At 68.7% G+C, this 24,603-nt stretch carries 17 protein-coding genes; 8 read left to right on the plus strand and 9 right to left on the minus strand.

What is annotated here, in order from left to right; genetic code table 11:
- The 6 genes from MKK50_RS09015 to frr form a co-directional block, all read right to left on the minus strand.
- The coding region (locus MKK50_RS09015; protein ID WP_499021783.1) for a POTRA domain-containing protein at positions 1 to 755 on the minus strand (755 nt) is incomplete at its 3' end.
- A gap of 360 nt (positions 756 to 1,115) precedes the next feature.
- Positions 1,116 to 2,276, minus strand: coding sequence for an RIP metalloprotease RseP (rseP, locus tag MKK50_RS09020; RefSeq protein WP_253372889.1), 1,161 nt, complete (start codon positions 2,274 to 2,276; stop codon positions 1,116 to 1,118).
- A 216-nt stretch (positions 2,277 to 2,492) separates the two neighbouring features.
- A complete protein-coding gene (dxr, locus tag MKK50_RS09025) occupies positions 2,493 to 3,671 on the minus strand; it encodes a 1-deoxy-D-xylulose-5-phosphate reductoisomerase (RefSeq protein WP_499021784.1) in 1,179 nt (392 codons plus the stop codon).
- 14 nt (positions 3,672 to 3,685) lie between these two features.
- Positions 3,686 to 4,546: a phosphatidate cytidylyltransferase gene (locus MKK50_RS09030; protein ID WP_499021786.1), complete on the minus strand. Its 861-nt coding sequence runs from the start codon at positions 4,544 to 4,546 to the stop codon at positions 3,686 to 3,688.
- On the minus strand, positions 4,546 to 5,325 hold the full coding sequence (locus MKK50_RS09035; protein ID WP_499021788.1) for an isoprenyl transferase: 780 nt from the start codon (positions 5,323 to 5,325) through the stop codon (positions 4,546 to 4,548). The genes MKK50_RS09030 and MKK50_RS09035 overlap by 1 nt, the downstream gene beginning before the upstream one ends.
- Positions 5,326 to 5,395: 70 nt before the next feature.
- A complete protein-coding gene (gene frr, locus MKK50_RS09040) occupies positions 5,396 to 5,959 on the minus strand; it encodes a ribosome recycling factor (RefSeq protein WP_253372881.1) in 564 nt (187 codons plus the stop codon).
- 342 nt (positions 5,960 to 6,301) lie between these two features.
- On the opposite strand from frr, the gene MKK50_RS09045 reads away from it, so the two are divergent.
- Positions 6,302 to 7,441: an HPP family protein gene (locus tag MKK50_RS09045; RefSeq protein WP_499021790.1), complete on the plus strand. Its 1,140-nt coding sequence runs from the start codon at positions 6,302 to 6,304 to the stop codon at positions 7,439 to 7,441.
- A 325-nt stretch (positions 7,442 to 7,766) separates the two neighbouring features.
- Here MKK50_RS09045 and MKK50_RS09050 read toward each other — a convergent pair whose 3' ends face one another.
- A complete protein-coding gene (locus MKK50_RS09050; RefSeq protein ID WP_499021791.1) occupies positions 7,767 to 9,029 on the minus strand; it encodes an FAD-dependent monooxygenase in 1,263 nt (420 codons plus the stop codon).
- A 245-nt stretch (positions 9,030 to 9,274) separates the two neighbouring features.
- Here MKK50_RS09050 and MKK50_RS09055 point away from each other — a divergent pair, with 245 nt between their 5' ends.
- The 7 genes from MKK50_RS09055 to MKK50_RS09085 all read left to right on the plus strand — a co-directional run bounded on the left by MKK50_RS09055 (position 9,275) and on the right by MKK50_RS09085 (position 21,564).
- Complete coding sequence (locus MKK50_RS09055; protein ID WP_253372877.1) at positions 9,275 to 10,153, plus strand: acyl-CoA thioesterase; 879 nt, start codon at positions 9,275 to 9,277, stop codon at positions 10,151 to 10,153.
- 262 nt (positions 10,154 to 10,415) lie between these two features.
- Positions 10,416 to 10,754, plus strand: a complete 339-nt coding sequence (locus MKK50_RS09060; protein ID WP_253372876.1) for a P-II family nitrogen regulator — start codon at positions 10,416 to 10,418, stop codon at positions 10,752 to 10,754.
- Positions 10,755 to 10,886: 132 nt separating this feature from the next.
- Positions 10,887 to 12,383 (plus strand): ammonium transporter, encoded by a 1,497-nt coding sequence (locus tag MKK50_RS09065; protein ID WP_253372875.1) that lies wholly within the window; start codon positions 10,887 to 10,889, stop codon positions 12,381 to 12,383.
- A 343-nt stretch (positions 12,384 to 12,726) separates the two neighbouring features.
- Positions 12,727 to 13,989, plus strand: coding sequence for an outer membrane beta-barrel protein (locus MKK50_RS09070; protein WP_253372874.1), 1,263 nt, complete (start codon positions 12,727 to 12,729; stop codon positions 13,987 to 13,989).
- 304 nt (positions 13,990 to 14,293) lie between these two features.
- Positions 14,294 to 16,909, plus strand: a complete 2,616-nt coding sequence (locus MKK50_RS09075) for a DNA translocase FtsK (RefSeq protein WP_499021793.1) — start codon at positions 14,294 to 14,296, stop codon at positions 16,907 to 16,909.
- Between the two features lie 148 nt (positions 16,910 to 17,057).
- Positions 17,058 to 19,217 (plus strand): TonB-dependent receptor, encoded by a 2,160-nt coding sequence (locus MKK50_RS09080; protein WP_499021795.1) that lies wholly within the window; start codon positions 17,058 to 17,060, stop codon positions 19,215 to 19,217.
- A gap of 379 nt (positions 19,218 to 19,596) precedes the next feature.
- Positions 19,597 to 21,564, plus strand: coding sequence for a PAS domain-containing HWE histidine kinase family protein (locus MKK50_RS09085; protein ID WP_499021796.1), 1,968 nt, complete (start codon positions 19,597 to 19,599; stop codon positions 21,562 to 21,564).
- Between the two features lie 112 nt (positions 21,565 to 21,676).
- Here MKK50_RS09085 and MKK50_RS09090 read toward each other — a convergent pair whose 3' ends face one another.
- Positions 21,677 to 21,979: a hypothetical protein gene (locus MKK50_RS09090; RefSeq protein WP_499021798.1), complete on the minus strand. Its 303-nt coding sequence runs from the start codon at positions 21,977 to 21,979 to the stop codon at positions 21,677 to 21,679.
- 17 nt (positions 21,980 to 21,996) lie between these two features.
- On the minus strand, positions 21,997 to 24,315 hold the full coding sequence (locus tag MKK50_RS09095; RefSeq protein ID WP_499021799.1) for an FdhF/YdeP family oxidoreductase: 2,319 nt from the start codon (positions 24,313 to 24,315) through the stop codon (positions 21,997 to 21,999).
- Between the last annotated feature and the right edge of the window lie 288 nt (positions 24,316 to 24,603).

Consider the following 24,603-nt stretch of genomic DNA (forward strand, 5'->3'; position numbering starts at 1 on the left):
CCGGTCTCGACGTAGCGGGCGTCGGCGTTGACGACGCGGAAGTCGGCGTAGCCGTTCTTGAGGTAGTACCGGCGAACGATGTCGAGGTCGGCGGAGATGCGGTCGGGATCGTAGACGTCGGAGGTCTTGATGAACGAGAGAAAGTTCATCTCGGACGAAGACATCAGCCCCTTGAGGGTCTTTTCCGAGTAGGCGCTGTTGCCAATGAAGTGGATCTCGCGGATGCCGGTCTTGTCGCCCTCGTCGATGGCGAAGACGACGTCGGAGCGTCCGCTGGGCAGGTCGACGAGGCGGTAGCTGACCTTGGCGGTGCCGCGGCCCGAACGCTTGTAGACGTCGCGGATGCGCTCGACGTCGGCAGCGATCACCGCCGGGCTCAGGGCGCCGCGGTCCTTGGTCTCGACGACGCTCTCGAGCGTCGCCTTCTCGACCTTCTTGTTGCCCTCGAAGAAGACACGGCCGACGACGCTGTTCTCACGCACGCGCACCACGGTGGTGCCGCCGCGTCCGGAGACCTGCACGTCGGAGAAAAGGCCGGTGGCGAGCAGGTTGCGCCGCGCCTCCTCGGGAGACCCGGTGGCGGTGCCGGTGACGTAGGAGCGAATCGTGTCGGAATCGACCCGGCGGTTGCCTTCGACGACGACCTGCTGCGCCTGCGCGGCCGCGCCGCCGAGGATCACGGTGGCGGCGGTGGCGACCAGAACGATGGCACGCTCCGCCGACTTTCGCCGGCGCTTTCCCGTCATCGACATCATGTAATCGCCCGTCTCTTTTTGTCTCAGCACGGGTTCGCACCCGCAGGCAGCCGCCCTTAAGGCTCACCGCCCTCTGGTCCCGGCCACGCTTGTATCGGGATTCCCCCACGAAGCAAACGCGGCGGCCGTCCGACATACCGGGATTTTGAGGGGTCGTGGCCTTCGCGCCACTTAACGACGAAGCACCTTTTCACGGGATCTCAGATTAGCGTGAATAGGGCGTAAATATGATCGAGAACACAACTTTCCGGTTCGCGTTCTGATCGCAGTAAGGCGGCGTTCACCGCAAAAGCGAACGGCCCGGCGGGGCTCGCTGGGCCGTCGATACAGGGCGGAGAGGGGGCAGGGAAGGGGCGTCGATCAGGTGCCGCGCTGGCTCAGCGAGGCGCCGAGATTGAGGATGTCGTTCCAGGCGGCGAACAGCATCAGCATCAGCACGAAGGCCAGCCCGATGCGGAATCCGATCTCCTGCGCCCGCTCGCTCAGGGGGCGGCCGCGCACCGCCTCGAAGGCGTAGAACATCAGGTGCCCCCCATCGAGGAGCGGAATCGGGAACAGGTTGAGCAGCCCGATCGAGACCGACAGGAGCGCGACCAGACCGATCAGCCCGCCGACGCCGCCGACGCGCGCCACCTCGCCCGAGACGCGGGCAATGCCGATCGGGCCGGAGAGCTGGTCGGCGGATTCGCGGCCGGTGACGAGCTTGCCGATGTAGTCGAAGGTGCGCTCCACCACGAAGGCGGTCTCGTGCACGCCGAGCTTCAGGGATTCGAGCGGGCCGTAATGCACGAGCTTGGCCGCGCCGGCGTTGGGCCCGTTGATGCCGAGCCGGCCGAAGCGGTGGCGGCCGAAGGGCGTGCGCTCCTCGATCATGTCCGGCACGGCGGTCAGGGTCTGAACCTGGCCGGAGCGGTCCACGGTCACCGCCAGCGAGGAGCCGGCGGCGGCCGAGACGACGCGCTGCATGTCGTTGAAGGTGTTGACCGTCTGGCCGTCGATGGTGCGGATCACGTCGCCGGGCTGGAAGCCAGCACGCGCGGCGGCGCTGTTCGGCTGCACCGCCTCGACGCGGGCCGGCGTCTCGTAGCGCCCGCCGACATAGATCGCGCCCGCGAAGACGGCGATGGCCAGGATGAAGTTGGCGATGGGGCCGGCGGCGACGATGGCCGCGCGCTTAGCCACGGGCTGGGTCGGGAAGCTCACCGCCCGCTCGTGCGGGCTCATGCGGGCGACCGCCTCAGGGTCGGGCACGCTGGCGCCGTTGGCGTCGCCGACGAACTTCACGTAGCCGCCAAGCGGGATCGCCGAGAGCTTCCAGCGGGTGCCACGCCGATCGTTGAAGCCGATGATCTCCGGGCCGAAGCCGATGGAGAAGGCGGTGACGCCGACGCCGCACCAGCGCCCGACCAGGAAATGGCCCATTTCGTGCACGAAAACGACGATCGTCAGCACGATCAGGAACGGGATCACCGCGCCGAAGAAGCCGGCGGCGTTGCCGCCCATGCCGCTCAAGAATTCCATGGCCGTTATCCTTCAGGCCGCGACCCACGTATGGGATCCGTGCGCGTCATGCGCGAGTCCCAGTCTCAACCGTCCGCCCTGACAGGGCGAGCCCATGGCCGGCAAGTCGCGGATCGTCGCACGCCTCACGTTCGAGCGCGAGATCTAATCGCGCGCGCAACCCCTGGGGCCTCGCTCTCCATCCCCGACAACACTTCGTAAAGGTTAATTTCCGCCTCAGCCCGCAGCCCGGGCGGCGGGCACCGTCTCCAGGCTCCAGGCGCGCACCCGCGCGTCGATGGCCAGCGCCTCCTCCACGTCCTCCGGCGCCCGGCGGAACTCGGCGGCGAAGTGCTCGACTGCCCGCTCCACCAGTTCGGCGATGCCGTAGAACGGGATGGCCCCGCGGATGAAGGCGGCGACCGCGATCTCGTTGGCGGCGTTCATCACGGTGGGGGCCGCGCCGCCCTCGGCGAGCGCCGCGCGGGCGACGCGCAGGCAGGGGAAGCGCGCCTCGTCGGCCGGCTCGAAGGTGAGGCTGCCGGTGACGGCGAGATCGAGCGGACGGCCGCGGGCGATCTCCAGGCGGTCGCCGAGGCCGAGGCAGTGGGCGATCGGCACGCGCATGTCGGGCATGGCCAGCCCCGCCGTCACCGCCCCGTCGCGCCACGCGATCAGGCCGTGCACGATCGATTGCGGGTGGACGATCACGTCGAGCCGTTCGGCCTCGATGGCGAAGAGGTGGTGGGCCTCGATCAGCTCCAGCCCCTTGTTCATCAGGGAGGCGGAATCGATGTTGATCTTCATGCCCATCGACCAGGTCGGGTGGGCGGCGGCCTCGGCCGGGGTCGCGGCGGCGATGCGCTCGCGGGTCCAGGTGCGGAACGGGCCGCCCGAGGCGGTCAGCGTCATCCGGGCGATGTCGGACACGCGGCCGTCGCCCAGTGCCTGGGCCAGCGCGTTGTGCTCGGAATCCACCGGCAGGATGCGGGCGCCGTAGCGGCTCGCGTCGCGCATGAAGGCATCACCCGCGCAGACGAGGCTCTCCTTGTTGGCAAGCGCGATGGTGCGCCCGAGCCGGAGCGCGGCGTGGGTCGGCTTCAGGCCCGCCGCGCCGCTCACCGCCGCGACGACGATGTCGGCCTCGCGGGCGACCGCCTCCAGCACCGCATTCTCGCCGGCCCCGTTCGGGATGCCGGAGCCCGCGAGCGCCTCGGCCAAAGCCGGGCCGGCGCTCTCGTCGGCGAGTGCCGCGAAATCCGGCCGCATCTCCAGGGCGAGCTTGGCCAGCGACGCGGCATCCTTGCCGCCGACGAGGGCGCCGACGCGGAAGCGGCCCGCATGCTGGGACAGGAGGTCCGTGGTCGAGCGGCCGATCGAGCCGGTGGCGCCGAGGACGGTGACGGTGAGGCTCACGGGATCAGTTCCGTTCAGGCAGTCAGGAGCCGCAGGGCGGCAAGGCACAGGCCGGCGAGCCCGGCCACGGCGAAGAAGCCGTCGAGCCGGTCCATGACGCCGCCATGGCCGGGGATCGAGCGGCCGGAATCCTTGACGCCGTAGCGCCGCTTGAGGGCGGACTCAACGAGATCGCCTCCCTGCGACAGGATCGAGGCGAGGCCGCTCAGCGCTGCGACCAGGGAGAGCGAGACGGCAGGCAGCGCGTCCCAGCCCTGGCTGCGGGCGATGAGCACGGTGAGCGTTCCGCCGACGATTCCCGCGGCGAGGCCGCCGAGCGCGCCGGACCATGTCTTCTTCGGGCTCACCCGCGGCATCAGCTTCGGCCCGCCGATGAGGCGGCCGGTGAAGTAGGCGACGCTGTCGGTGGACCAGACCACCGCGAACATCCAGGCCGGACCGACGATGCCGATCGCGGGGTCGATCCGCAGCAACATCGGCACCAGGGCGACCACCGCACCGCCGAGCAGGCCCCAGATCGGCTTGCGCCGGCCCGGGCCGTGCCCGAGGGCGAAGAGACCGAGGCTGCCGGCGACCAGGAGGAGAGCGGGAACCCAGACAGGCGCGCCGAGCAGCACCGTGACGAGCACGGCAAACAGCGTCGCCCCGGTCACCCCAAGCAGCGGCAGCAACGGCTCGGAGCGCGTCATGGCGAGCCATTCGGCGGCGCCGACGACACCCGCGATCAGCCAGACGCCGGCAAAGGCCCAGCCGCCGACGAGGAGCGTGCCGAGCACGACTGCGCCGAGCACCAGCGCCGAGGCGACGCGCAGGCCGAATTCACGGTTGGCGAAGGGCGCGCGCCGGGCCGGGGAAACCGCTTCGTCGCCCGCCATCAGCCGGCTCCGGCGCTGAGGCCGCCGAAGCGGCGGTCGCGGCGGTGGTACTCGCTGACGGCGGCGAGGAACGCGGTGTGGTCGAAATCCGGCCAGAAGCCCGGCTCGATCACGTACTCGGCATAGGCCGTCTGCCATGTCAGAAAGTTCGAGAGGCGCTGCTCGCCCGAGGTGCGGATCACGAGGTCCGGGTCGGGAATGCCGGCGGTGTCGAGCGCCTCGGTGATGGTCGGCAGCTCGATCGCGTTGGGCTGCAGCCGGCCCTCGGCGACGGCCGCCGCGATGCGCCGTACGGCGCGCAGGATTTCCTGACGCCCGCCGTAATTGAAGGCGACGACCAGGGTCAGGCCGGTATTGGCGCAGGTGCGCGCCTCTGCTTCGTCGAGCAGGCTCTTGATGTCCGCCGAGAGGTCGGCACGGTCGCCGATGATCCGGATGCGGACGTTGTTGGCGTGCAGGTCGGCGAGATCACCGCGGACGAACAGCTTGAGCAGGCCCATCAGCTCGGAAATCTCCGAGGGCGGGCGGCGCCAATTCTCGGAGGAGAAGCTGTAGATCGTGAGATAGTCGATGCCGAGGGTGATCGCGGAGCGCACCGTTCGGCGGACCGCCTCGACGCCGCGGCGATGACCTTCGAAGCGGGGCAGCCCTCGGCTCGCCGCCCAGCGGCCGTTGCCGTCCATGATGATGGCGACGTGGCGTGGCGCCGGCTGTCCCGCGCTTCCGGGGGCGGCTCCGGCCGCCTCCCCGATCTGCCGCGCGCCTTCCGAGCGAACCAACGCAGCCTCCCCCTCTCGCCGCCGCGGTTCGGCGCGGCCCCACCCGTCTTCGTTCAATGCAGGCCGGGTGTCAGACCTGCATGATTTCCTTTTCCTTGCTCGCCAGCACGCCGTCGATCTCGTTGATCGCGTCGTCGGTGGCCTTCTGCACCTCGGTGGCCTGACGCTTCTCGTCGTCCTCGCTGATGGCGCCGTCCTTCTCCAGCTTCTTGAGGATGTCGAGCCCGTCGCGGCGGACGTGGCGCACGGCGACGCGGGCCTCCTCCGTGTACTTGTGGGCGACCTTGACCATTTCCTTGCGGCGCTGCTCGTTCATCTCGGGGATGCGCAGGCGGATGGTCTGGCCTTCCGTCATCGGGTTGAGGCCGAGATCGGATTCGCGGATCGCCTTCTCGACGTTGGTGACCATCGAGCGGTCCCAGACCGAGATCGAGAGAAGCCGCGGCTCCGGCACGCTGACAGTCGCGACCTGGGCCATCGGCATCGAAGAGCCGTAGGCCTCGACCTGGATCGGATCGAGCAGGCTCGGTGTCGCGCGGCCCGTGCGCAGCGATCCCAGATCCTTGCTCAGAGAACTGACGGCACCCTGCATGCGGCGCTTGATGTCGCCCAGGTCGAATTCCGGTGTAGCCATAGGTTCAAAGTCCCGATGCGTTCGGGTGGCAGATCGGCGCGCGGACGCGCCCGGCGCGCGGTGCCGCTACATGAACGAAAAATTGGGTGGCCGCAAATGCGGTTGAGAGCCCGTGTTGGCTTCAGGCGCTGCGGCCGTGGGACGGCGGCGCTGTATCCTTAGCGGTGCAAGGCCGGCCCGGCATGCCTTGCCGAAGGGCAGCATGCCTATGCATGTTGCAATTCCGGCGATGATCCATCAGCTTGTATGTGGTATGCCAGTGCGTGGGGAGGGTCGGTGGGGAATCTGCCCGGAGAGTTCGCGTTCACTGGCATCGATTGAGAGACTGAGGAACGCGCGAGGATGCCCAACCCCCGTGGCCCGGATCAACGCGCCGCACGATCGCACGGAGTCCGCTTGTTCAGGCCGATCCTGGCCGGGGCGACCCTGCGTGAGCGTCTGATCGCGTGCCTGGGTGCTCTTGCGGGCATCACGCTCACCGGCCTCGTTTGCGGCTGGTTCTTCGGAGAAGGCCCCCACATCCCGCTGATCGTCGCGCCGATGGGGGCGTCGGCGGTGCTGATCTTCGCCGTGCCCGCCAGTCCGCTCGCCCAGCCCTGGTCGGTCATTGGTGGCAACACCATTTCCGCCTTCATGGGTGTGCTCGCCGCGTACCTCATCCCGGATCCCGTCATTGCGATCGGCGTCGGCGTCTCCCTTGCGATCGCGGCGATGTCGCTGACCCGGTGTCTTCACCCGCCCGGCGGGGCCGCCGCCTTGACCGCGCTCATTGGCGGCCCGGCGGTCACGTCGGCGGGCTTCCTGTTCCCGCTTTTCCCGGTCGGGCTGAACTCGGTCATTCTGGTTGCGCTCGGCATCGGCTTTCACAAGCTGTCGCGCCGCAACTACCCGCACGTTGCGGTCGCCCCGCCGGTGAACACGCATGGGACGGGGGATTTGCCGGCCCCGCTCCGGGTCGGCTTCCGGCCTGAAGACGTCGATGCGGCCCTGGTCGCTCTGGACGAGACGCTGGACATCGACCGCGCCGATCTCGACCGCCTGCTCCGGCAGGTCGAACGCCATGCGCTCGTGCGCGCACGGGGGGATCTCACCTGCGGCGAGGTGATGTCACGCGACGTCGTCACCATCGGGCTCGATGGCAGCGCCGAGCGGGCACGTGAGCTTCTGATCGCCCACAACATCAGGACGCTTCCCGTCATCGACGGGGCAGGCCGGCTCGCCGGCACGATCGGCCTGCGCGAGCTGACGCTGCACGGCGAGGTGGGACTGGCGCAGGTGATGTCCGAGGCCAGAACCGCCGGGCCGGACGACCCGGTGATCGCGTTGGTGAGCGACCTGACGGACGGTCACGCCCACGCGGTCGTCGTTACCGCCGAAGACCGGCGCGTGCTGGGGATCATCACCCAGACCGATCTGCTTGCGACCCTGACGCGCCTGCTCTCCGCCAAGGCGTTCGCGCTGCCCGATCCGGTTTCGCCGTAGGCGGCGGACGCGGCCCGAGGCCACGCCTTTATCGAGCCGTCGAAACACGCGAGCCCGCGACCGCTCGGCCGCCGGAGCGTCGTCGTCGGACGCGCCCCGCCGAAGGTTGGCCCGGTTGTTGCCAGACCTCATCCTGCCCTGGCGCCGCCACGTCCGCAGGATTGAGCCGATGCAAGACGGTCCGCTTCTTCACATGCTGTACGCTGCCTTGATGGCCTCAAGCATGATGCTGACGTGGCAATTCTCCCGCCTGCGTAAGCCGTGACCGGCAAGGGGCCGCCCGCGCGCCGGGGCGAGCCGTTCGGTCGAGATCCTTAAGAGCGCCTCATAGGGCTTCACCCCGCAACAGGCGCGGGGTCCCGCTTCGCCCCGCCGATGCCTGGCCGATGAAGAAGCGCTTCAGGCCCGGCATCCGATCGACGAGGCCGAGGCCGAAGTCGCGGGTGAGCCGCAGCGCCATGCTGTCGTTCGAGAACAAGCGGTTGAGCCCGTCGGTCGCCGCCGCCATCGCTACGGAATCGAAGCGGCGCGCCTGCTCGTAATCGCGCAAAACCGCATCCGCGCCGGGATCGAGCCCGAGCCGCAGGGCGCCGGTCACCGCCTCGGCCAGGGCCGCCGCCCCGGCGAGGCCGAGATTGAGCCCCTGGCCCGCCAGCGGATGGATGACGTGGGCGGCGTCCCCCAGCAGCGCGAGGCGGGGCGCCCTAAAGCTGCGCGCGAGGCCGAGATGCAGTGGATGCGCGCTCGGGCCCTGCTCCAGGGCGATGGTGCCGAGTTCGGCCCCGAACCGGCGCTCGATCTCGGCCAGCGTCTCGGCGGCATCCCCGCCGAGCAGGGCCGGCACGTCGGCGCTGCGCTCGGTCCAAACGATGGAGGAGCGGTGGCCGAGCGCGCCGCCCGCCTTCAGCGGCAGGATCGCGAAGGGGCCGCTCGGCAGGAAATGCTCGAAGGCGCGGCCCTCATGGTCGCGGGCATGCTGAATCGTCGCGACGATACCCGATTGCGGGTAGGACCAGCCGACCCAGCCGATGCCGGCGGCCTCGCGCAGCGCCGAGCGCGACCCGTCGGCGGCGACCACGAGTGCGACCTCCTCGACGCTGCCATCGCTCAGAGTCACCCGGGTCGCCCGCGGACCCGGAACAGCGGCGGCGACGCCCAGGGCGACGAGGCGGACGCCCGTTTCCCGCGCGGCGTCGAGCAGAACGGCGACCATCGGCTCGGCCTCGACCATGTGGGCGAAGGGTTCGCCCGCGTCGCGCGCCTCCGTCCCGTCGCCGAAGGTGAGGAAGACCGGCCGCACCGGATCGCCGACCCGGCTGTCGCTGATGACCAGCCCCCGCATCGGCTCCGCCGCCGGTTCGATCCGCGCCCAGAGCCCGAGCTGCTCGAACATCCGCCGCGGCCCCGCCGCGACGGCATAGGCACGCCCGCGATGGCGCGCGGCGCCGGCCTCCAAGCCGGGATCGCACACGGCCACGTCGAGCGCCGGCCCGTGCGCCCGCTTCAGGGCGACTGCCAGGACGAGGCTGGCGATGCCCGCTCCGGCGACGAGCAGGCGGCGTCCGGTGCGGCGATCCGTGGTGCTCATCGGCGTTCCTCTTCCTCCGGTCCGGGGCCGGCGTCGCGTCTGATCCTTCCGTTCCATAGCCTGCCCGCATCCCGCACGCATCACGGGAGGGCCAACGGGACGCGGGCCTCCCCTCTGACACCTCCGGGCTCCGGTATCGCCGGGACCGGCACGTCGGGAATGGCATCGCCGGGACAAGCCGCTATGTGCGTCGGGCGTGCCCCGAACCGGGGGGATGCCGTCGTCGCAGAGCCGCAGAAGTCCTCATGTCCGATACCCTCAGGCCGGATCCCGTCGATACGCTCCTCGCGATTCTCGACCTGGAACGCCTCGAAACCGATCTGTTCCGCGGCACCAGCCCGCGCATCGGCTGGCCGCGGGTGTTCGGGGGGCAGGTCGTGGCGCAGGCGCTCGTCGCGGCCTCCCGCACGGTTGAGGCCTCACGCCCGCCGCACTCCCTGCACGCCTACTTCCTCCTCGGCGGCGATCCGGCGGTGCCGATCGTCTACGAGGTCGAGCGCATCCGCGACGGCGGCAGCTTCACCACGCGCCGGGTCAAGGCGATCCAGAAGGGGCGGGCGATCTTCGCCATGTCGGTCTCGTTCCACGTCACGGAGCCCGGCGTCGATCACGCCGCCGGTCGTCCCGACGTGCCGGGACCGGGCGACCTCGCGGATGCGCGAGCCCTCGTGCGGGATGGTGCCAGCATCGTGCCCGAGCCTATGCTGGCCTACTTCACGCAAGCCTGGCCGATCGAGCTGCGGCCGGTCGAGGCCGAGCGCTATCGCGACCGCACCCCGCGGCCCGCGCGCTACCATGTCTGGATGCGCGCGACGAAGCCTCTGCCGGACGATTGCGCGGTGCACCGGGCGGTGCTGGCCTATGCCTCGGACATGACGCTGCTCGATTCCACGCTGATCCCCCATGGCCGCACGGTGTTCGACCCCGACATCCAGTCGGCGAGCCTCGACCACGCCCTGTGGTTCCACCGCCCGTTCCGGGCCGATTCCTGGCTGCTCTATTCGCAGGAGAGCCCGAGCGCCTCGGGCGCTCTGGGCTTTGCCCGCGGCACGTTCCACGACGAGGAAGGGCGGCTCGTCGCCTCCGTTGCACAGGAAGGGCTGATCCGTCCCCGGCGCGCCTGAAACAGACCGGTTCGCGCGCATTCTGCCGTGCGAAGAAACGATATGCCTATTTAAAGTGCAGTTTTTGCAGGATCGCTGCGCGAAGGGGCGCCAAAGGTCGCTTACGATCTGAGCAGCAAGGCGAAAGCGGAAATGGTTCCGCTTGGCACGGTCCTTGAATGAGGGCGCCCGGCTGCGGGGTCATTCCGATCCCCGCGGAACCGCCGAGTCTCGGCCCGTGCGCGGCCGGCGGTGAGACGACAGGACAAAGGGGGCGCCGCCCATGAAAATCGTGATGGCGATCATCAAGCCGTTCAAGTTGGAGGAGGTCCGCGACGCTCTGACCGGCATAGGCGTGCACGGTCTGACCGTGACCGAGGTCAAGGGCTACGGCCGGCAGAAGGGCCACACCGAGATCTATCGCGGAGCCGAGTATGCCGTGAGCTTCCTGCCCAAGCTCAAGATCGAGGTTGCGGTCTCGGCCGACCTCGTGACGAGCGTGATCGACGCGATCGCGGGCGCTGCCCGCACCGGACAGATCGGCGACGGCAAGATCTTCGTGATGCCGCTGGAAAAGGCGGTTCGCATCCGGACCGGCGAGACCGACGCGGACGCGCTCTGACACCCTGTCCCGCATCGCAATCCTCTTCGATGCCCTGACAGCACTTCACCCGTTCCGGCGGAACGCGCCCGGCCGCGCCGCCCACCCCTTCTCCTCAACGCTCGACGCACTGCGATCAGGAGCTTCCTGTCCATGAAACTTCGTAACCTTCTCGCGCTCGGACTGGGAGGAGCCGCCCTCGGCCTCCTCTTCGTCGAGCCGTCGCTCGCGCAGGCGCCGACGGTCGAGCCCGCCGTCACTGCGGCCGCACCGGTGCCCAACAAGGGCGACACGGCGTGGATGCTGCTCTCGGCGATCCTCGTTCTGCTGATGACCGTGCCCGGCCTCGCCCTGTTCTACGGCGGCCTCGTGCGCACCAAGAACATGCTCTCGGTGCTGACCCAAGTCTTCGCGATCGCCTCGATCGTCTGCCTGCTGTGGGTGACCTACGGCTACAGCCTCGCCTTCACCAATGGCGGCGGCCTCAACGACTTCGTCGGCGGGTTCTCCAAGGCCTTCCTCAAGGGCGTCGACGCCAACTCGGTGGCGGCAACCTTCTCCAATGGCGTCGTGATCCCCGAATACGTCTACATCTGCTTCCAGATGACGTTCGCGATGATCACCCCCGGCCTCATCGTCGGCGCCTTCGCCGAGCGGATGAAGTTCTCGGCGCTGGTCGTGTTCACGATCCTCTGGGTCACGCTGATCTACTTCCCGATGGCCCACATGGTCTGGTACTGGGGCGGCCCGGACGTCTTCGCCGATGCGGCCCGCAAGCTCGCCGCCGCTGGTGGCGAGGCCAACGCTGCGGCCAAGGCCGAGTACGACGCGGTGCTGGGTGATGCCGGCATGCTCTTCAAGTGGGGCGCCCTCGACTTCGCCGGCGGCACCGTCGTGCACATCAACGCAGGCATCGCCGGCCTCGTCGGCTGCCTGATGCTTGGCAAGCGCATCGGCTACGGCCGTGACCTGCTGGCTCCGCACTCGCTGACCATGACCACGATCGGCGCCTCGCTGCTCTGGGTCGGCTGGTTCGGCTTCAACGCCGGTTCGAACCTCGAAGCCAACGGCGCCGCGGGTCTGGCGATGATCAACACCTTCGTCGCCACCGCTGCGGCCGCCGTCTCCTGGCTGTTCGTGGAATGGGCCGCCAAGGGTAAGCCGTCGCTCCTCGGCATGCTCTCGGGCGCCATTGCTGGCCTCGTCGCCGTCACGCCGGCCGCGGGCTTTGCCGGTCCGATGGGCTCGATCGTTCTGGGTCTCGCCGCAGGCGCAGTCTGCTTCGTGATGTGCTCCACCGTGAAGAACGCGCTGGGCTACGACGACTCCCTCGACGTGTTCGGCGTGCACTGCGTCGGCGGCATCCTCGGTGCCATCGCCACGGGTATCCTGGTCTCGCCCGATCTCGGCGGCGCCGGCATCCCCGACTACACCACCAAGCCCGGTGAGCTGACCGTCGGCGCCTATGACATGGTCGCCCAGGTCATCATCCAGGCGAAGGCGGTGGGCTTCACCATCCTGTGGTCGGGCATCGGCTCGGCGATCCTCTACAAGCTCGTCGATCTGACGATCGGCCTGCGCGTGACGCAGGAAGAAGAGCGCGAGGGGCTCGACATCGCCGACCACGGCGAGCGCGCCTACAACTACTGAGTGAGAGCCTGCCGTCTCGGCAGGCACCCTGAACCAGGGCCTCGGCGCGATGCGCCGGGGCCTTTTTCATGCGCAGCGCCGTCGATGCCGAGCCGTCTTCCGCTGTGATCGCTCTCGGCCGCGACGACCGGATTGGTCAATGAAACGTAAAGATCGCGTCCGACTCCGTGGCGATTGTGCAGTTTAAGGCGCCTTTAAATATGTTGCTTTCTGGCAACATCTTCCGCGCGTAGGTTGATCTCGGCCAAAATTGACTAAAAAATGGGCACTTGCGCAAAACTTCATTTTGCGGCGCGGCGGCGAGTTCGGCACCTTGGCCGTATCGAATGTGGGGCTGACCGCAATGACAATCAAAACAAAGCTTCTGGCCGCGAGCGCGGTGCTTTCCACCCTGAGCATCAACGCGCTCCCAGTTCTCGCCGCAGACATGCCTGCTGCCGCGTCGGCGCCCGTCATCGTCGAGGAGCATTGTAAGGCTGCGATCTCCACCCCGACCTTCGGCGGTCTCATCAAGGCCAACCCGAACCCGGCCTGCTTCGTCACGGGACTGGGCGACATCTATGTCGGCGGTGCGGTCACGGGCTTCGCCTATACCCAGACCAACGCCTTCGGCATCCTCTCCCCCAGCGCCGAGCAGGATCGCTTCGGCCGCGTCGATTTCTCGAACCTCCAGGGCTGGATCCAGAAGGCCGACGGCCCGCTGCAGTTCTATGTCCATGCCGGCCTGTACTCGATCCCGGCGCTCGGCCTGCCGCTCTACTCCGCGTTCGAGCAGACCGAATCGCTGTTCGGCCCGATCCCGGTGGCCTTCGGCAAGTGGCAGATCAACGACGAGTGGTCGATCCAGGCCGGCCGGATGTTCACCAACATCGGCTCCGAGCTGCTGTTCTCCTACCAGAACCTGAACATCTCCCGCGGCCTGCTGTTCAACCAGGAGAACTTCATCAACCACGGCGTTCAGGTGAACTACGCCAGCGGCCCGTTCGCGGCCGCGCTCGCGGTGACCGACGGCTTCTACTCGGGTGAGCTGAACTGGGTGACGGGCTTCGCCACCTACAAGCTCAACGACTCGAACACGATCGGCATCAACGGCGGCACGCATTTCAGCGACTTCGACGCCTCGACCCGCAGCCCGCGCTTCCAGTTCGCGACGATCAACTCGCTGCAGAACAGCAGCATCATCAGCGTGAACTACACCTACGCCAACGGGCCGTGGATCATCTCGCCGTACTTCCAGTACACCAACGTCGCGCGCAAGGAGGGGTACTTCTCCCCGATCGAGGGCGCCGAGACCTGGGGCGGCACGCTGCTGGCCGGCTACACCTTCACCGACAACTTCGCGCTCGCCGGCCGTCTCGAGTACATCGAGCAGTCGGGCACGCGGGGCGTGGTCACCGGCCGCGGCGGCACCAGCGTCCTCTACGGTCCGGGCAGCTCGGCCTTCTCGTTCACGATCACCCCGACCTTCACCTGGGACCGCTACTTCCTCCGCGGCGAGTTCGCGACCGTCCAGGCCTACGACGTGACCCCCGGCTTCGGCTTCGGCCGCGACGGCACCAAGCGGTCGCAGGAGCGCTACCTCATGGAGACCGGCTTCACCTTCTGATACGGTTTCCGCTTGATCCAAGCGGGGACCGGATCAGCCAGCCCGCGCGGCACTTGAGCGAAGCCCAAATCCGCCATCCCGAAGGGATGAACCGGATTTGGTATGAGAACCGGGCCGGTTCGCCGGCGGGAAACAGCCTCGCTTTGGAAGCCTCGGAGGAATCCGGGGCTTCCTGCATTTCAAGGCGCCACCCCGGTCCGGGCCTCGGCCGCCGACGGCCCACCGCTTTGCGGCGCAGACTTAGCCCCCCGTTAACCGCCCCGCATTAGCCTTACCGGATCGTTGACACCGGACCGGTCTGCGCATGCGTTCCCTTCGCCGTTCCGCGTCGCCCTACGACACCTTCGTCGACAGCCTGCGGCCGTTCCTGGCCAAGCGGCTGACGGAGTGCGGCGGCCTGATTCTCTTCACCGGCGCGGTCGCGTTGACCGTCGCCCTGGCGACGTGGTCGATCAATGACCCGAGCCTCAACCACGCCACCGACCAGCGGGCACACAACGTGCTCGGCCGTCCCGGTGCCGTCGTGGCCGACCTTGCCATGCAGCTTCTCGGGCTCGGCTCGATCGCGCTCGCACTGCCTCCCGCCCTGTGGGGCGTGCGGTTGATGCGCGAACGCGACCTGCCGCATGGCGGCTTGCGCATCGTTCTGTGGTTCGTCGGGGTGCTCTGCGCGAGTGCGGTCGCGAGCGCCCTGCCGCCGACGGATCGCTGGCCCTTGCCCACCGGCATGGGCGGCGTCGCGGGCGACGCGCTGCTGGCCGGCACGCGGATGCTGGTGGGGCCGCTGGCGCACTTCGCCGGCTTCCTGTTCGCGGCCTGCGCCATCCTCAGCCTCACCGCCGCGTGCCGCGTGACCAAGCCGGACTTCGAGGAGGACGAGGAGGTGCCCTACGGTGCATCGCGCCCGGCGCCCCGTTCCGGCCGGGCCTCGGCCCACGAGGAGCGCCACGACGCCGACGAGCCGAGCCTCGGCATCCTGTCGCTGGGCGCGCTCGCGCAAGCCGTCATGCGGGGCCGCGCCTCACTGCGCACCCGGCTCGAATCCTGGCAGGCCCCGCCCGACGAGGACGAGGGGCTCGCTTATGCCGGCGCCTCGCCCGCGCTGGCGGCGCGCCGCGCCTTCGCCGACCCGGAGGAGGCCCCCTGGGCGCCGCAGGCCCGCGAGCGTTCCGACGTCTCGGGCCGCCGCGAGCCGCAATTCGAACCGGAAGAGGACGATTCGGACGAAGCGCCCACCCGTGCCGCCGCGCAGCGCCCCGCGCCGATCGGCACCGGGGCGGATATGGCCGCCGACGAGCCGCCCACCCGCGTTGCGCGCCCGCTGCCGCAGGCCCCGGCGGCGCGTCCGCGCCCGGCCGAGCCCCGCCCGGAAGCCGGCGAGTACCGGCCGCCCGCCCTGGAGCTTCTCGCCCGTCCCCGCGAGGCGGCGCCCGGCTCCGAGGTTTCGGCGGAGGCGTTGGAGCAGAACGCCACCATGCTGGAGGCGACGCTGCAGGACTTCGGCGTGCGCGGCGACATTCTCGCCGTGCGCCCCGGCCCCGTCGTCACCCTCTACGAACTGGAGCCGGCGCCCGGCACCAAGTCGAGCCGCGTCATCGCGCTCGCCGACGACATCGCCCGCTCGATGTCGGCCGCATCCGCCCGCGTCGCCGTCGTCCCCGGCCGCAACGCCATCGGCATCGAACTGCCTAACGCCAAGCGCGAGACGGTGTTCTTGCGCGAACTTCTCGCCTCCGAGGATTTCGTCGAGACCAAACAGAAGCTGGCCCTGTGCCTGGGCAAGAACATCGGCGGCGAGCCGATCATCGCCGACCTCGCCCGGATGCCCCACCTGCTGGTGGCCGGCACCACGGGCTCGGGCAAGTCGGTGGCCATCAACACCATGATCCTGAGCTTACTCTACCGGCTGAAGCCGGAGGAGTGTCGCCTCATCATGGTCGATCCCAAGATGCTGGAACTGTCGGTCTATGACGGCATCCCGCACCTGCTCTCCCCCGTCGTCACCGATCCGAAGAAGGCGGTCATCGCCCTCAAATGGGCCGTGCGCGAGATGGAGGAGCGCTACAAGAAGATGTCGAAGGTCGGTGTGCGCAACATCGACGGCTTCAACGCGCGCCTCGAAGAGGCCCGCGCCCGCGGCGAGACCCTGACCCGTACCGTGCAGACCGGCTTCGACCGTTCCACCGGCGAGGCGGTCTACGAGGATGAGGTCATGGACCTCAACCCGCTGCCCTACATCGTGATCGTGGTCGACGAGATGGCCGACCTGATGATGGTGGCGGGCAAGGACATCGAGGGCGCGATCCAGCGGCTGGCGCAGATGGCGCGCGCGGCCGGCATCCACCTGATCATGGCGACGCAGCGCCCCTCGGTCGATGTCATCACCGGCACGATCAAGGCGAACTTCCCGACCCGGATCTCCTTCCAGGTGACTAGCAAGATCGACAGCCGCACGATCCTGGGCGAGATGGGCGCGGAGCAATTGCTGGGCCAGGGCGACATGCTGTTCATGGCCGGCGGCGGGCGCACGACCCGCGTGCACGGGCCGTTCTGCTCGGACTCGGAAGTCGAGACCGTGGTCGCCCACCTCAAGCGCCAGGGCCGTCCCTCCTACCTCGAGGCTGTCACCGCCGACGAGGGCGAGATCCCGGCCGGGGGCGCCGCGTCCGAGGACGGCCCCGTCTTCGATGCCGGCCAGTTCGGCGGCGGCGGGGAGGGCGGTGACCTCTACGAGCAGGCGGTGGCCGTGGTGCTGCGGGATAAGAAGGCCTCCACCTCCTACATCCAGCGCCGTCTCCAGATCGGCTACAACCGCGCCGCCTCGCTGATGGAGCGGATGGAGACCGAAGGCCTCGTCGGACCGGCCAACCACGCCGGAAAACGCGAGATTCTCGTCGAGCCCGAACCGCAGGCCTACTGACCCACCCACCGCTCGCATCGATCGATCTTGCAGCGCGTCGCCCTCGAACGAGGGCGACGCGCTTTCGCGTTTCAGGGCCTTCCTTCGGGCTCGACAACGGCTACGCTCGGATTTATAGCATCAGCTATAATTACGAGGCTGAAGTTTTATGTCGAGAAAGCGCTATGTAGCGGGTTCCTGGGTCGGCCCTTTCGCCGGGATCGGCATTGCCAGCCTCGTCGTGTCGCCGCTTCACGCGGAAGAAGTCTCCCTCGACGAGATCAGCGTCGTCTCGGACAAGCCGGCTCGGAAAGCGGGTCCGGATGGGGCTGGATCGGAGCCGAAGCTCGCCGACCCGGTCGGCGTCCTGCCGGTGGTGACCGACCGGTTCTCGACGGTCACCGTCGTCTCGGGGGCCGAACTTGCCCGCTCGCAGCCGACCTCACTGGGTGAGGCCCTGTTCGACAAGCCGGGCCTGTCCGCGACCAGCTTCGCGCCGGGCTCGGCCTCGCGGCCGATCATCCGCGGCCTCGACAATCACCGTGTCCGCATCCTCGAGAACGGCACCGGCGTGCAGGACATGTCCGATCTCGGCGAGGACCACGCCGTCCCGATCAACCCGCTGATCAACGACCGGATCGAGGTCATCCGAGGGCCCGCGGGGCTCCGCTACGGCTCGCAGGCGGTCGGGGGGGTGGTCTCGGTCGAGAACAACCGCATCCCGACGAGCATTCCAGCCGGCGGCGTCGCGGGACGGGTGACCACCGGCTACTCGGCCGTCGACAACGGCCGCAACGCCGCCGCCACGGTCGATGCCGGCAGCGGCAACGTCGCCGTCCATGCCGATGCCTTCCGGAGCGTGGCGGACGACTACAACACGCCGCTCGGCATCCAGCGCAATTCCTTCAACGAATCGCAGGGCGGAGCCTTCGGCACCTCCTACCTGTTCGATCGCGGCTTCGTCGGATTGTCCTTCAGCCACTTCGATTCCGTCTACGGCATCCCCGGCCTCAGCTCCGCCGCGCAGCGCACCCGCCTCGATCCGGTGCAGGACAAGCTCCAGGCCCGCGGCGAGTACCGGCCGCTGGACGGGCCGTTCGCGGCGATCCGGTTCTGGGCGGGCGGCTCGAACTACCGCCACAACGAGTTCGGCACCGACGCCAACGGTGTCGAGGGAATCGAGGCGGTGTTCAAGAACCGTGCGGCGGAGGGACGAATCGAGTTCGACCACGTGCCGGTCGAGACCGCGTTCGGCACCTTCAGCGGACAGCTCGGCGTCCAGGCCGACCGGCGCAAGCTCCGCATCTCGGGGGCGGAAGGGGGCCTGTTGCGCCCGACCGACACACGGTTGCAGGCCGCCTACCTGTTCGAGGAACTGGCGCTCGGCGGCGGTCTGCGGTTCCAGGCGGCGGGCCGCATCGAGGGCCACCGCGTCGCCGGCACGCAGGCGCTCTTCCCCTCGGACTTCCTGCCCGAAGGCCCCGGCGACGAGCCGGTGGAATCGCGCCGCATCCGCCGCTTTGCCCCGAAAAGCGCGAGCTTCGCTGCCCTCCAGGATCTGCCCCACGGGTTCGTGGGGAGCCTGACCGGCTCCTATGTCGAGCGCGCGCCGACCTCGCCCGAACTGTTCTCGCGCGGGCCGCACGAGGCTTCCGCGACCTTCGAGATCGGCGATCCGAACCTCAAGGTTGAACGCGCCCGCACCGTCGAGGTGGCGATCCGGCGGGCGGAGGGACCGTTCCGCTTTGATGCCACCGGCTACGTCACGCGCTATACCGGCTTCGTCTTCAAGCGCCTGACCGGCTTCACCTGCGGCGACACCTTCGACTCTTGCGGGATCGGCGGCGGGGATCTGCGGCAGGTCACCTATTCGCAGGCCGGTGCCACCTTCGCCGGTGCCGAGATCGCGAGCCAGATCGACATCGTGCCGGTCGGCGACGGGTTTGCCGGCATCAGTGCGCAGTACGACTTCGTGCGCGCGCAGTTCGACGACGGCAGCTTCGTGCCGCGCATTCCCCCCCACCGCGTCGGCGGCGGCGTCTTCCTGCGGGCCGACGGCTGGTTCGCCCAGCTCAGCCTGCTGCACGCCTTCGCCCAGACCCAGACCGGCACGCTGGAGACGCCGACACCGGGCTACAACGACCTCAAGGCGGAGATCGCCTATAGCCGTCCGCTCGATCCGGCGGTCCATGGTCTCAGCGAGGTGACGCTTGGCCTGCGCGGTACGAACCTGCTCGACGACGTGATCCGCAACGCCGCCTCTTTCCGCAAGGACGAGGTGGTGCTGCCGGGCCGCAACGTTCGGCTGTTCCTCACGGCGCGGTTCTGATGGCCGGGGCCCGCTCGGTTCGAACCCTCGGCGCGCGTGGCCCAATGCGCATCCCCACGCCCCATCGTGCCGGTTCTACCTGAAGGAAAGCCGGTGCAGCGGCTTTTACGATGAGCGGCAGTTTCTAAGCGTTCCGGAGCAAGGACATCGCGGGTGATGGCAATCAGCCGTCAGCCGTCAAGCATCGACTCTCCTCGATGCAGCGTAGACTGAGCGTATCTGTCGAGACAGGCCACGATTCCCGGAGGCGAGGTTCGTCCCCGATATGATCTATCTATTACCAAGTTAAGGGATGCCGTAACGAACGCGGCGCGAATGCGGCGTGTCCTGTTCTCAGCGTCTACGTAGTACGCTTCGGAAAGCTGTGCCAAGGTGCGGGATGGATGGGAGCGACACTCCACCTCCGCAGTCGATCCGCGGCGAGATGGCCGAGCGGATCCGGACGCATGACTGGGCCGCGACGGCGCTCGGTGCGGCGGACATTTGGCCGCCCAGCCTCAGGGCCACGATCAGCCTGATCCTCGGCTGCGGCTTCCCCATGATCGCGCTGTGGGGCCGGGATCTGATCCAGGTCTACAACGACGGCTTCCGGGACCTGATGGGATTGAAGCATCCGGCCGGGCTTGGTCAGCCGTCACGCGCGTGCTGGCCCGAGATCTGGCACATCAACGCGCCGATCTACGAGCGGGTCTGGAACGGCGAGACGGTCACCTTCGAGGACGCGCTCTACCCGCTGTCTCGGTCGGGACGCCTCGAAGACGCGTGGTTCACGCTGACCTACAGCCCGCTGCGGGACGACGCGGAGCGGGTCGTGGGCATCCTGGTCACCCTGCTCGAGAGCACGGCCCGCGTGCTGGCGGACCGGGCGTTGCGCGAGAGCGAGGCCGGCTTCCGGGCCGAGCTGGAACGCCAGGTGCAAGAGCGGACGGCGGAGCTTCAAGCAAGCCGCGACCTGTTCAAGGCGACCATGGACAGCTCCATGGACATGATCCAGGTCTTCAAGGCCGTGCGCGATTCGGCGGGCGAGATCGTCGATTTCCGCTGGCTCCTGAACAACCACACCTCCGAGAGTCGCTACGGCGAAGTGAGTGGGCAGAGCCTGCTGGAGCGTAACCCGGGCGTGGTGCAGGAGGGCATCTTCGACACCTTCAAGCGTGTCACGGAAACCGGCCAGCCCGCGACCGCGGAGCGCCGCTACGCCCACGAGCAGTTCGACGGCTGGTTCTTCCAGTGCGTGGTGCAGCTCGGCGATGGGGTGGCCATCACCACCAAGGAGATCTCGGCCTGGAAGGCAGCGCAGGAGGAGGTGCTCCGGCTTCGCGACGCGATCGCGCAAGCGGCCCTGCGCGAGAGCGAGGATCGCTTCCGCACCCTGGCGAGCCTCATCCCCGTCCTGTTGTGGCGGTCCGACGAGAGCGGGCAGCACAACTCCCTCAACGAGGCTTGGCTCGCCTATACCGGCCAGACACTACAGCAATCGCAGGTCGGCGGCTGGCTCGAAGCGGTCCACCCCGACGACCGCGACGCGGCGCGCGAGGCCTTCCGCTCAGGACGCGAGCAGCAGCGGCTGATCGAGGTGCAGCAGCGCATCCGCCATCACGACGGGCGGTACCGCTGGTTCCTCGTGCGGCAGGCGCCGATCCTCGACACAGAGGGGCAGGTCACGCAGTGGATCGGTGCCGCCATGGACATCCACGATCTGCACGATCTGCAGGAGCGCCAGACCGTTCTCGTCGCCGAGCTGCAGCACCGCACCCGCAACCTGCTCGGCGTCGTGCGCTCCATCGCCCACCAAACCATGGCGCAGACCGGCCCGACGGAGCGCTTCCGCGAGCAGTTCAACGACCGGCTCGCCGCCCTGTCGCGGGTCCAGGGGTTGCTGTCGCGCTCGGAGCAGGAGCCGATCACCCTGCGCAGCCTGATCCAGACCGAGTTGGACGCTCTCGGGGGCAGCGACGACGCCGACCGGATCCATGTCGCCGGCCCGCCGGTGCGCCTGCACAAGGCGTCGGTGCAGACCCTGGCGCTTGCCGTGCACGAACTGGCCACCAACGCGCGCAAGTACGGTGCCCTGACGACCGAGCACGGCCGCCTCTCGGTGACATGGCGCGCCGACCGGGACGAGCAGGGCGGAGGAAACCTGCTGATCGAGTGGATCGAAGAGGGCATCCGCCGGCCGCGCGAGGAGCAGCGCCCGACGCGGCGCGGCTATGGACGCGAGTTGATCGAGCAGGCGATGCCCTACGCGCTCAACGCCAAGACGCACTACGAACTCGGGGAGACGCGGCTGCGCTGCGCCATCGAACTGCCGCTGGACGAGCGATTCGGGCAGATGAGCACGGCCTGACGCTCTAGAGCATCATCCCGAAAGGTGGCTTCCGGCTTTCGGAAAAGGATGATGTAAAAACAAAGTGTTAGAGCGTCGTCCTGGATCCGATATCCAGGACGACGCTCTAACGTCAGGCGGCGAGCGCCGTCAGCACCGCGCTGCCTGCCGGGCTTGCCTCGTAGCGGGTGCGCTGGGTGCGGCCGTCACGGGCGGTCACGGTTAGAAGCGCTTCACCGGTCAGAACCTCCACCGCCCGCAGCACCAGGGCGTGCTCGACGCCGAAGATGCGGGCGAAAGTCCGGCTGTCGGCCGCCAGCCCGAGATGCAGGCCGGCGAGCAGGCCGGCCTCCAGAAGACTCAGTTCGGGACGCAGGGCCGCGATCGTGTCGGTCGCGGCGAGAAAGGTCTCGGCGTCGGCGGCGGGTTCGCTCACGCGGCCGTTCTCCCTGCTCACGCGGCTTTGCCCACGGCGTTCGCGGCACGGGCCCGCACTTGAACCAGCACCGACTTCGAGGTCGGGGTGTCCGAGAACTCGCCGAAGGCCGAGAGCGGCACCAGCACGTTGAGTTCCGGATAGTAGCCGGCGAGCGCGCCGCGCGGCATGTCGAAGGGCACGAGGCGGAAATCCTCCGCCACCCGCTCGACGCCGTCCTCGGCATGGACGCAGATGAGATCGACCCGCTCGCCCGCCCGCGCCTTCAACTCGGCGAGGTCGTCCGGGTTGGCGAACACGACGCGGCGCTCGCCGTAGACGCCGCGGTAGCGGTCATCGAGCCCGTAGATCGTGGTGTTGTACTGGTCGTGGCTGCGGAAGGTCTGCAGCACGAACGTGTCGCCCTGCGCGCGCGCGCGCTGGTGCTCGGTCGCCACCGGCAGCGGGCCGCTGGAGAAACCCGCCCGTCCGGTCGCGGTCTCGAACACCCGCTCGGCCGCGAGATTGCGCAGCATGAAGCCGCGGGGCCGGCGCACCCGGGTGTTGAAGCCGGAAAACCCCGGAATCGTCCGCTCGATGCGATCGCGGATGAGGTCGTAATCGTCGGCGAGCGCCGCCCAGTCGATCCGCTCCGAACCCACGGTGGCCGCGGCCATGCCGGCGATGATGCCGATCTCCGAGCGCAGGTGCGGGGAGGCCGGCTTGTTGATGCCGCCCGAGCCGTGGACCATGCTCATCGAATCCTCGACGGTCACGATCTGAACCTTGGCCCGGCTGTTGCGGTCGATCTCGGTGCGCCCGAGGCAGGGCAGCAGGTAGGAGACCCGGCCCGGCACGAGATGCGAGTGGTTGAGCTTCGTCGCGATGTGGACGGTGAGTTCGCAACCGGCGAGCGCCTTCTCCACCAGACGCGTGTCCGGCGTCGCGCGCACGAAGTTGCCGCCGAGCCCGATGAAGGCTTTGGCCGAGCCGTCGAGCATCGCGCCGATGGCGCCGAGCACGTTGTGGCCGTGCTTGCGCGGCACGGCGAGGCCGAACTCCCGGTCCAGGGCTTCGAGCAGGGCCAGCGGCGGCTTCTCGTTGATGCCGACGGTGCGGTCGCCCTGCACGTTGGAATGGCCGCGCACCGGGCACAGGCCCGCACCGGGCCGACCGATATGGCCGCGCAGGAACAGGAGGTTGGCGATCTCGCGGATCGTCGCGACCGAGTGGCGGTGCTGGGTCACGCCCATCGCCCAGGTCGCGATCACCTTGTCGGCGCCGAGATAGACGTCGGCCGCGGTCTCGATCTCCTCGCGGGTCAGGCCGGACTGGTCGAGGATCGCATCCCATTCCGTCGCCTCGACCGCAGCGCGGTAATCGGCGAAGGCGCCGGTATGGGCGGCGAGGAAGGCGTGGTCGAGGAGCGAAGCCTTGCCCGCCTCGATCGCCGCCGCATCACGGGCGAAGACGACCTTGGCGATGCCGCGGAAGGCGGCCATGTCGCCGCCGGGCTTCGGCTGGTAGTAGTGGCTGGCGATCGGGCGGCTGGCGCCGCGCAGCATCTCGACGCTGTTCTGCGGATCCGCGAAGCGCTCCAGCCCGCGCTCGCGCACGGGGTTGAGCACCACGACCCGCGCGCCGCGTTCGGCGGCCCGGCGTAGGTCGCCCAGCATGCGCGGATGGTTGGTGCCGGGGTTCTGGCCGACGACGAAGATCGCATCCGCCTTCTCGAAGTCTTCCAGCAGCACCGTGCCCTTGCCGATGCCGATGGCCTGGACGAGGGCGATGCCGCTCGCCTCGTGGCACATGTTCGAGCAATCGGGGAAGTTGTTGGTGCCGTAGGCGCGGGCGAAGAGTTGATAGAGGTAGGCCGCCTCGTTGGAGGCGCGGCCGGAGGTGTAGAACTCGACGCGGTCGGGATGGTCGAGGCCGCGCAGGGTCGCGCCGATCTCGGCGAACGCCTCCTCCCACTCCACGGCGCGGTAGGTGTCGCTCTGCGCATCGTAGCGCATCGGATGGGTAAGGCGGCCCTCGCTCTCCAGCGCGTAATCGGTCCAGCCGCGCAGCTCCGAGACCGGATGCTTGGCAAAGAAACGCGGCGTCGCGCGCTTGTCGGTGGCCTCCCAGGAGACCGCCTTCACGCCGTTCTCGCAGAACTCGAACGATGAACCGTGAGCCGGGTCACCCCAGGCGCAGCCGGGGCAGTCGAAGCCGTCGGGCTGGTTGGCGCTGAGCAGGGCGCGCGCGCCGGAGAGCGGCGCGCGACTCCCCAACAGGAACTTACCGCAGCTCTTCAGCGCACCCCACCCGCCCGCGGCGGAAGAACGCTTGGGTAAGCCTTGCGAACGATCCATCCGAGAGCCCGGTCTTCGCGATGTGGGAGATGTGTTCGACGATCCCCGCCCGCCACTTCGCCCCCTGGCGGGTGAGCGGTCTCAGATGTCGTGGCCGGGAAATAACATCTCGCAGGTGCGAGTTGATGGGCGGTCGATGATGGGGGAGGCATTCGTCGCACGCAGGGCAGTTTAATCCGATTCTAGAAGGTGCCTGTTTCTGGAATGGCTCGAAGCTAAATCAGCACGAGAGCCAAGGCTGACCAGCGGAACTTTGATGCATTGCATCAAAATGCTCATCGTATGAAA

Source organism: Methylobacterium sp. J-043 (genome assembly GCF_022829505.1).
Taxonomy (GTDB): Bacteria; Pseudomonadota; Alphaproteobacteria; order Rhizobiales; family Beijerinckiaceae; genus Methylobacterium; species Methylobacterium extorquens_A.

Coding starts and splice junctions, on each gene's coding strand:
- MKK50_RS09095 (WP_499021799.1), bottom strand. CDS start 24,315: ATGGATCGTTCGCAAGGCTTACCCAAGCGTTCTTCCGCCGCGGGCGGG.
- MKK50_RS09055 (WP_253372877.1), top strand. CDS start 9,275: ATGTCCGATACCCTCAGGCCGGATCCCGTCGATACGCTCCTCGCGATT.
- MKK50_RS09065 (WP_253372875.1), top strand. CDS start 10,887: ATGAAACTTCGTAACCTTCTCGCGCTCGGACTGGGAGGAGCCGCCCTC.
- rseP (WP_253372889.1), bottom strand. CDS start 2,276: ATGGAATTCTTGAGCGGCATGGGCGGCAACGCCGCCGGCTTCTTCGGC.
- MKK50_RS09070 (WP_253372874.1), top strand. CDS start 12,727: ATGACAATCAAAACAAAGCTTCTGGCCGCGAGCGCGGTGCTTTCCACC.
- MKK50_RS09050 (WP_499021791.1), bottom strand. CDS start 9,029: ATGAGCACCACGGATCGCCGCACCGGACGCCGCCTGCTCGTCGCCGGA.
- MKK50_RS09075 (WP_499021793.1), top strand. CDS start 14,294: ATGCGTTCCCTTCGCCGTTCCGCGTCGCCCTACGACACCTTCGTCGAC.
- frr (WP_253372881.1), bottom strand. CDS start 5,959: ATGGCTACACCGGAATTCGACCTGGGCGACATCAAGCGCCGCATGCAG.
- MKK50_RS09080 (WP_499021795.1), top strand. CDS start 17,058: ATGTCGAGAAAGCGCTATGTAGCGGGTTCCTGGGTCGGCCCTTTCGCC.
- MKK50_RS09030 (WP_499021786.1), bottom strand. CDS start 4,546: ATGGCGGGCGACGAAGCGGTTTCCCCGGCCCGGCGCGCGCCCTTCGCC.
- MKK50_RS09045 (WP_499021790.1), top strand. CDS start 6,302: ATGCCCAACCCCCGTGGCCCGGATCAACGCGCCGCACGATCGCACGGA.
- MKK50_RS09060 (WP_253372876.1), top strand. CDS start 10,416: ATGAAAATCGTGATGGCGATCATCAAGCCGTTCAAGTTGGAGGAGGTC.
- MKK50_RS09085 (WP_499021796.1), top strand. CDS start 19,597: ATGGATGGGAGCGACACTCCACCTCCGCAGTCGATCCGCGGCGAGATG.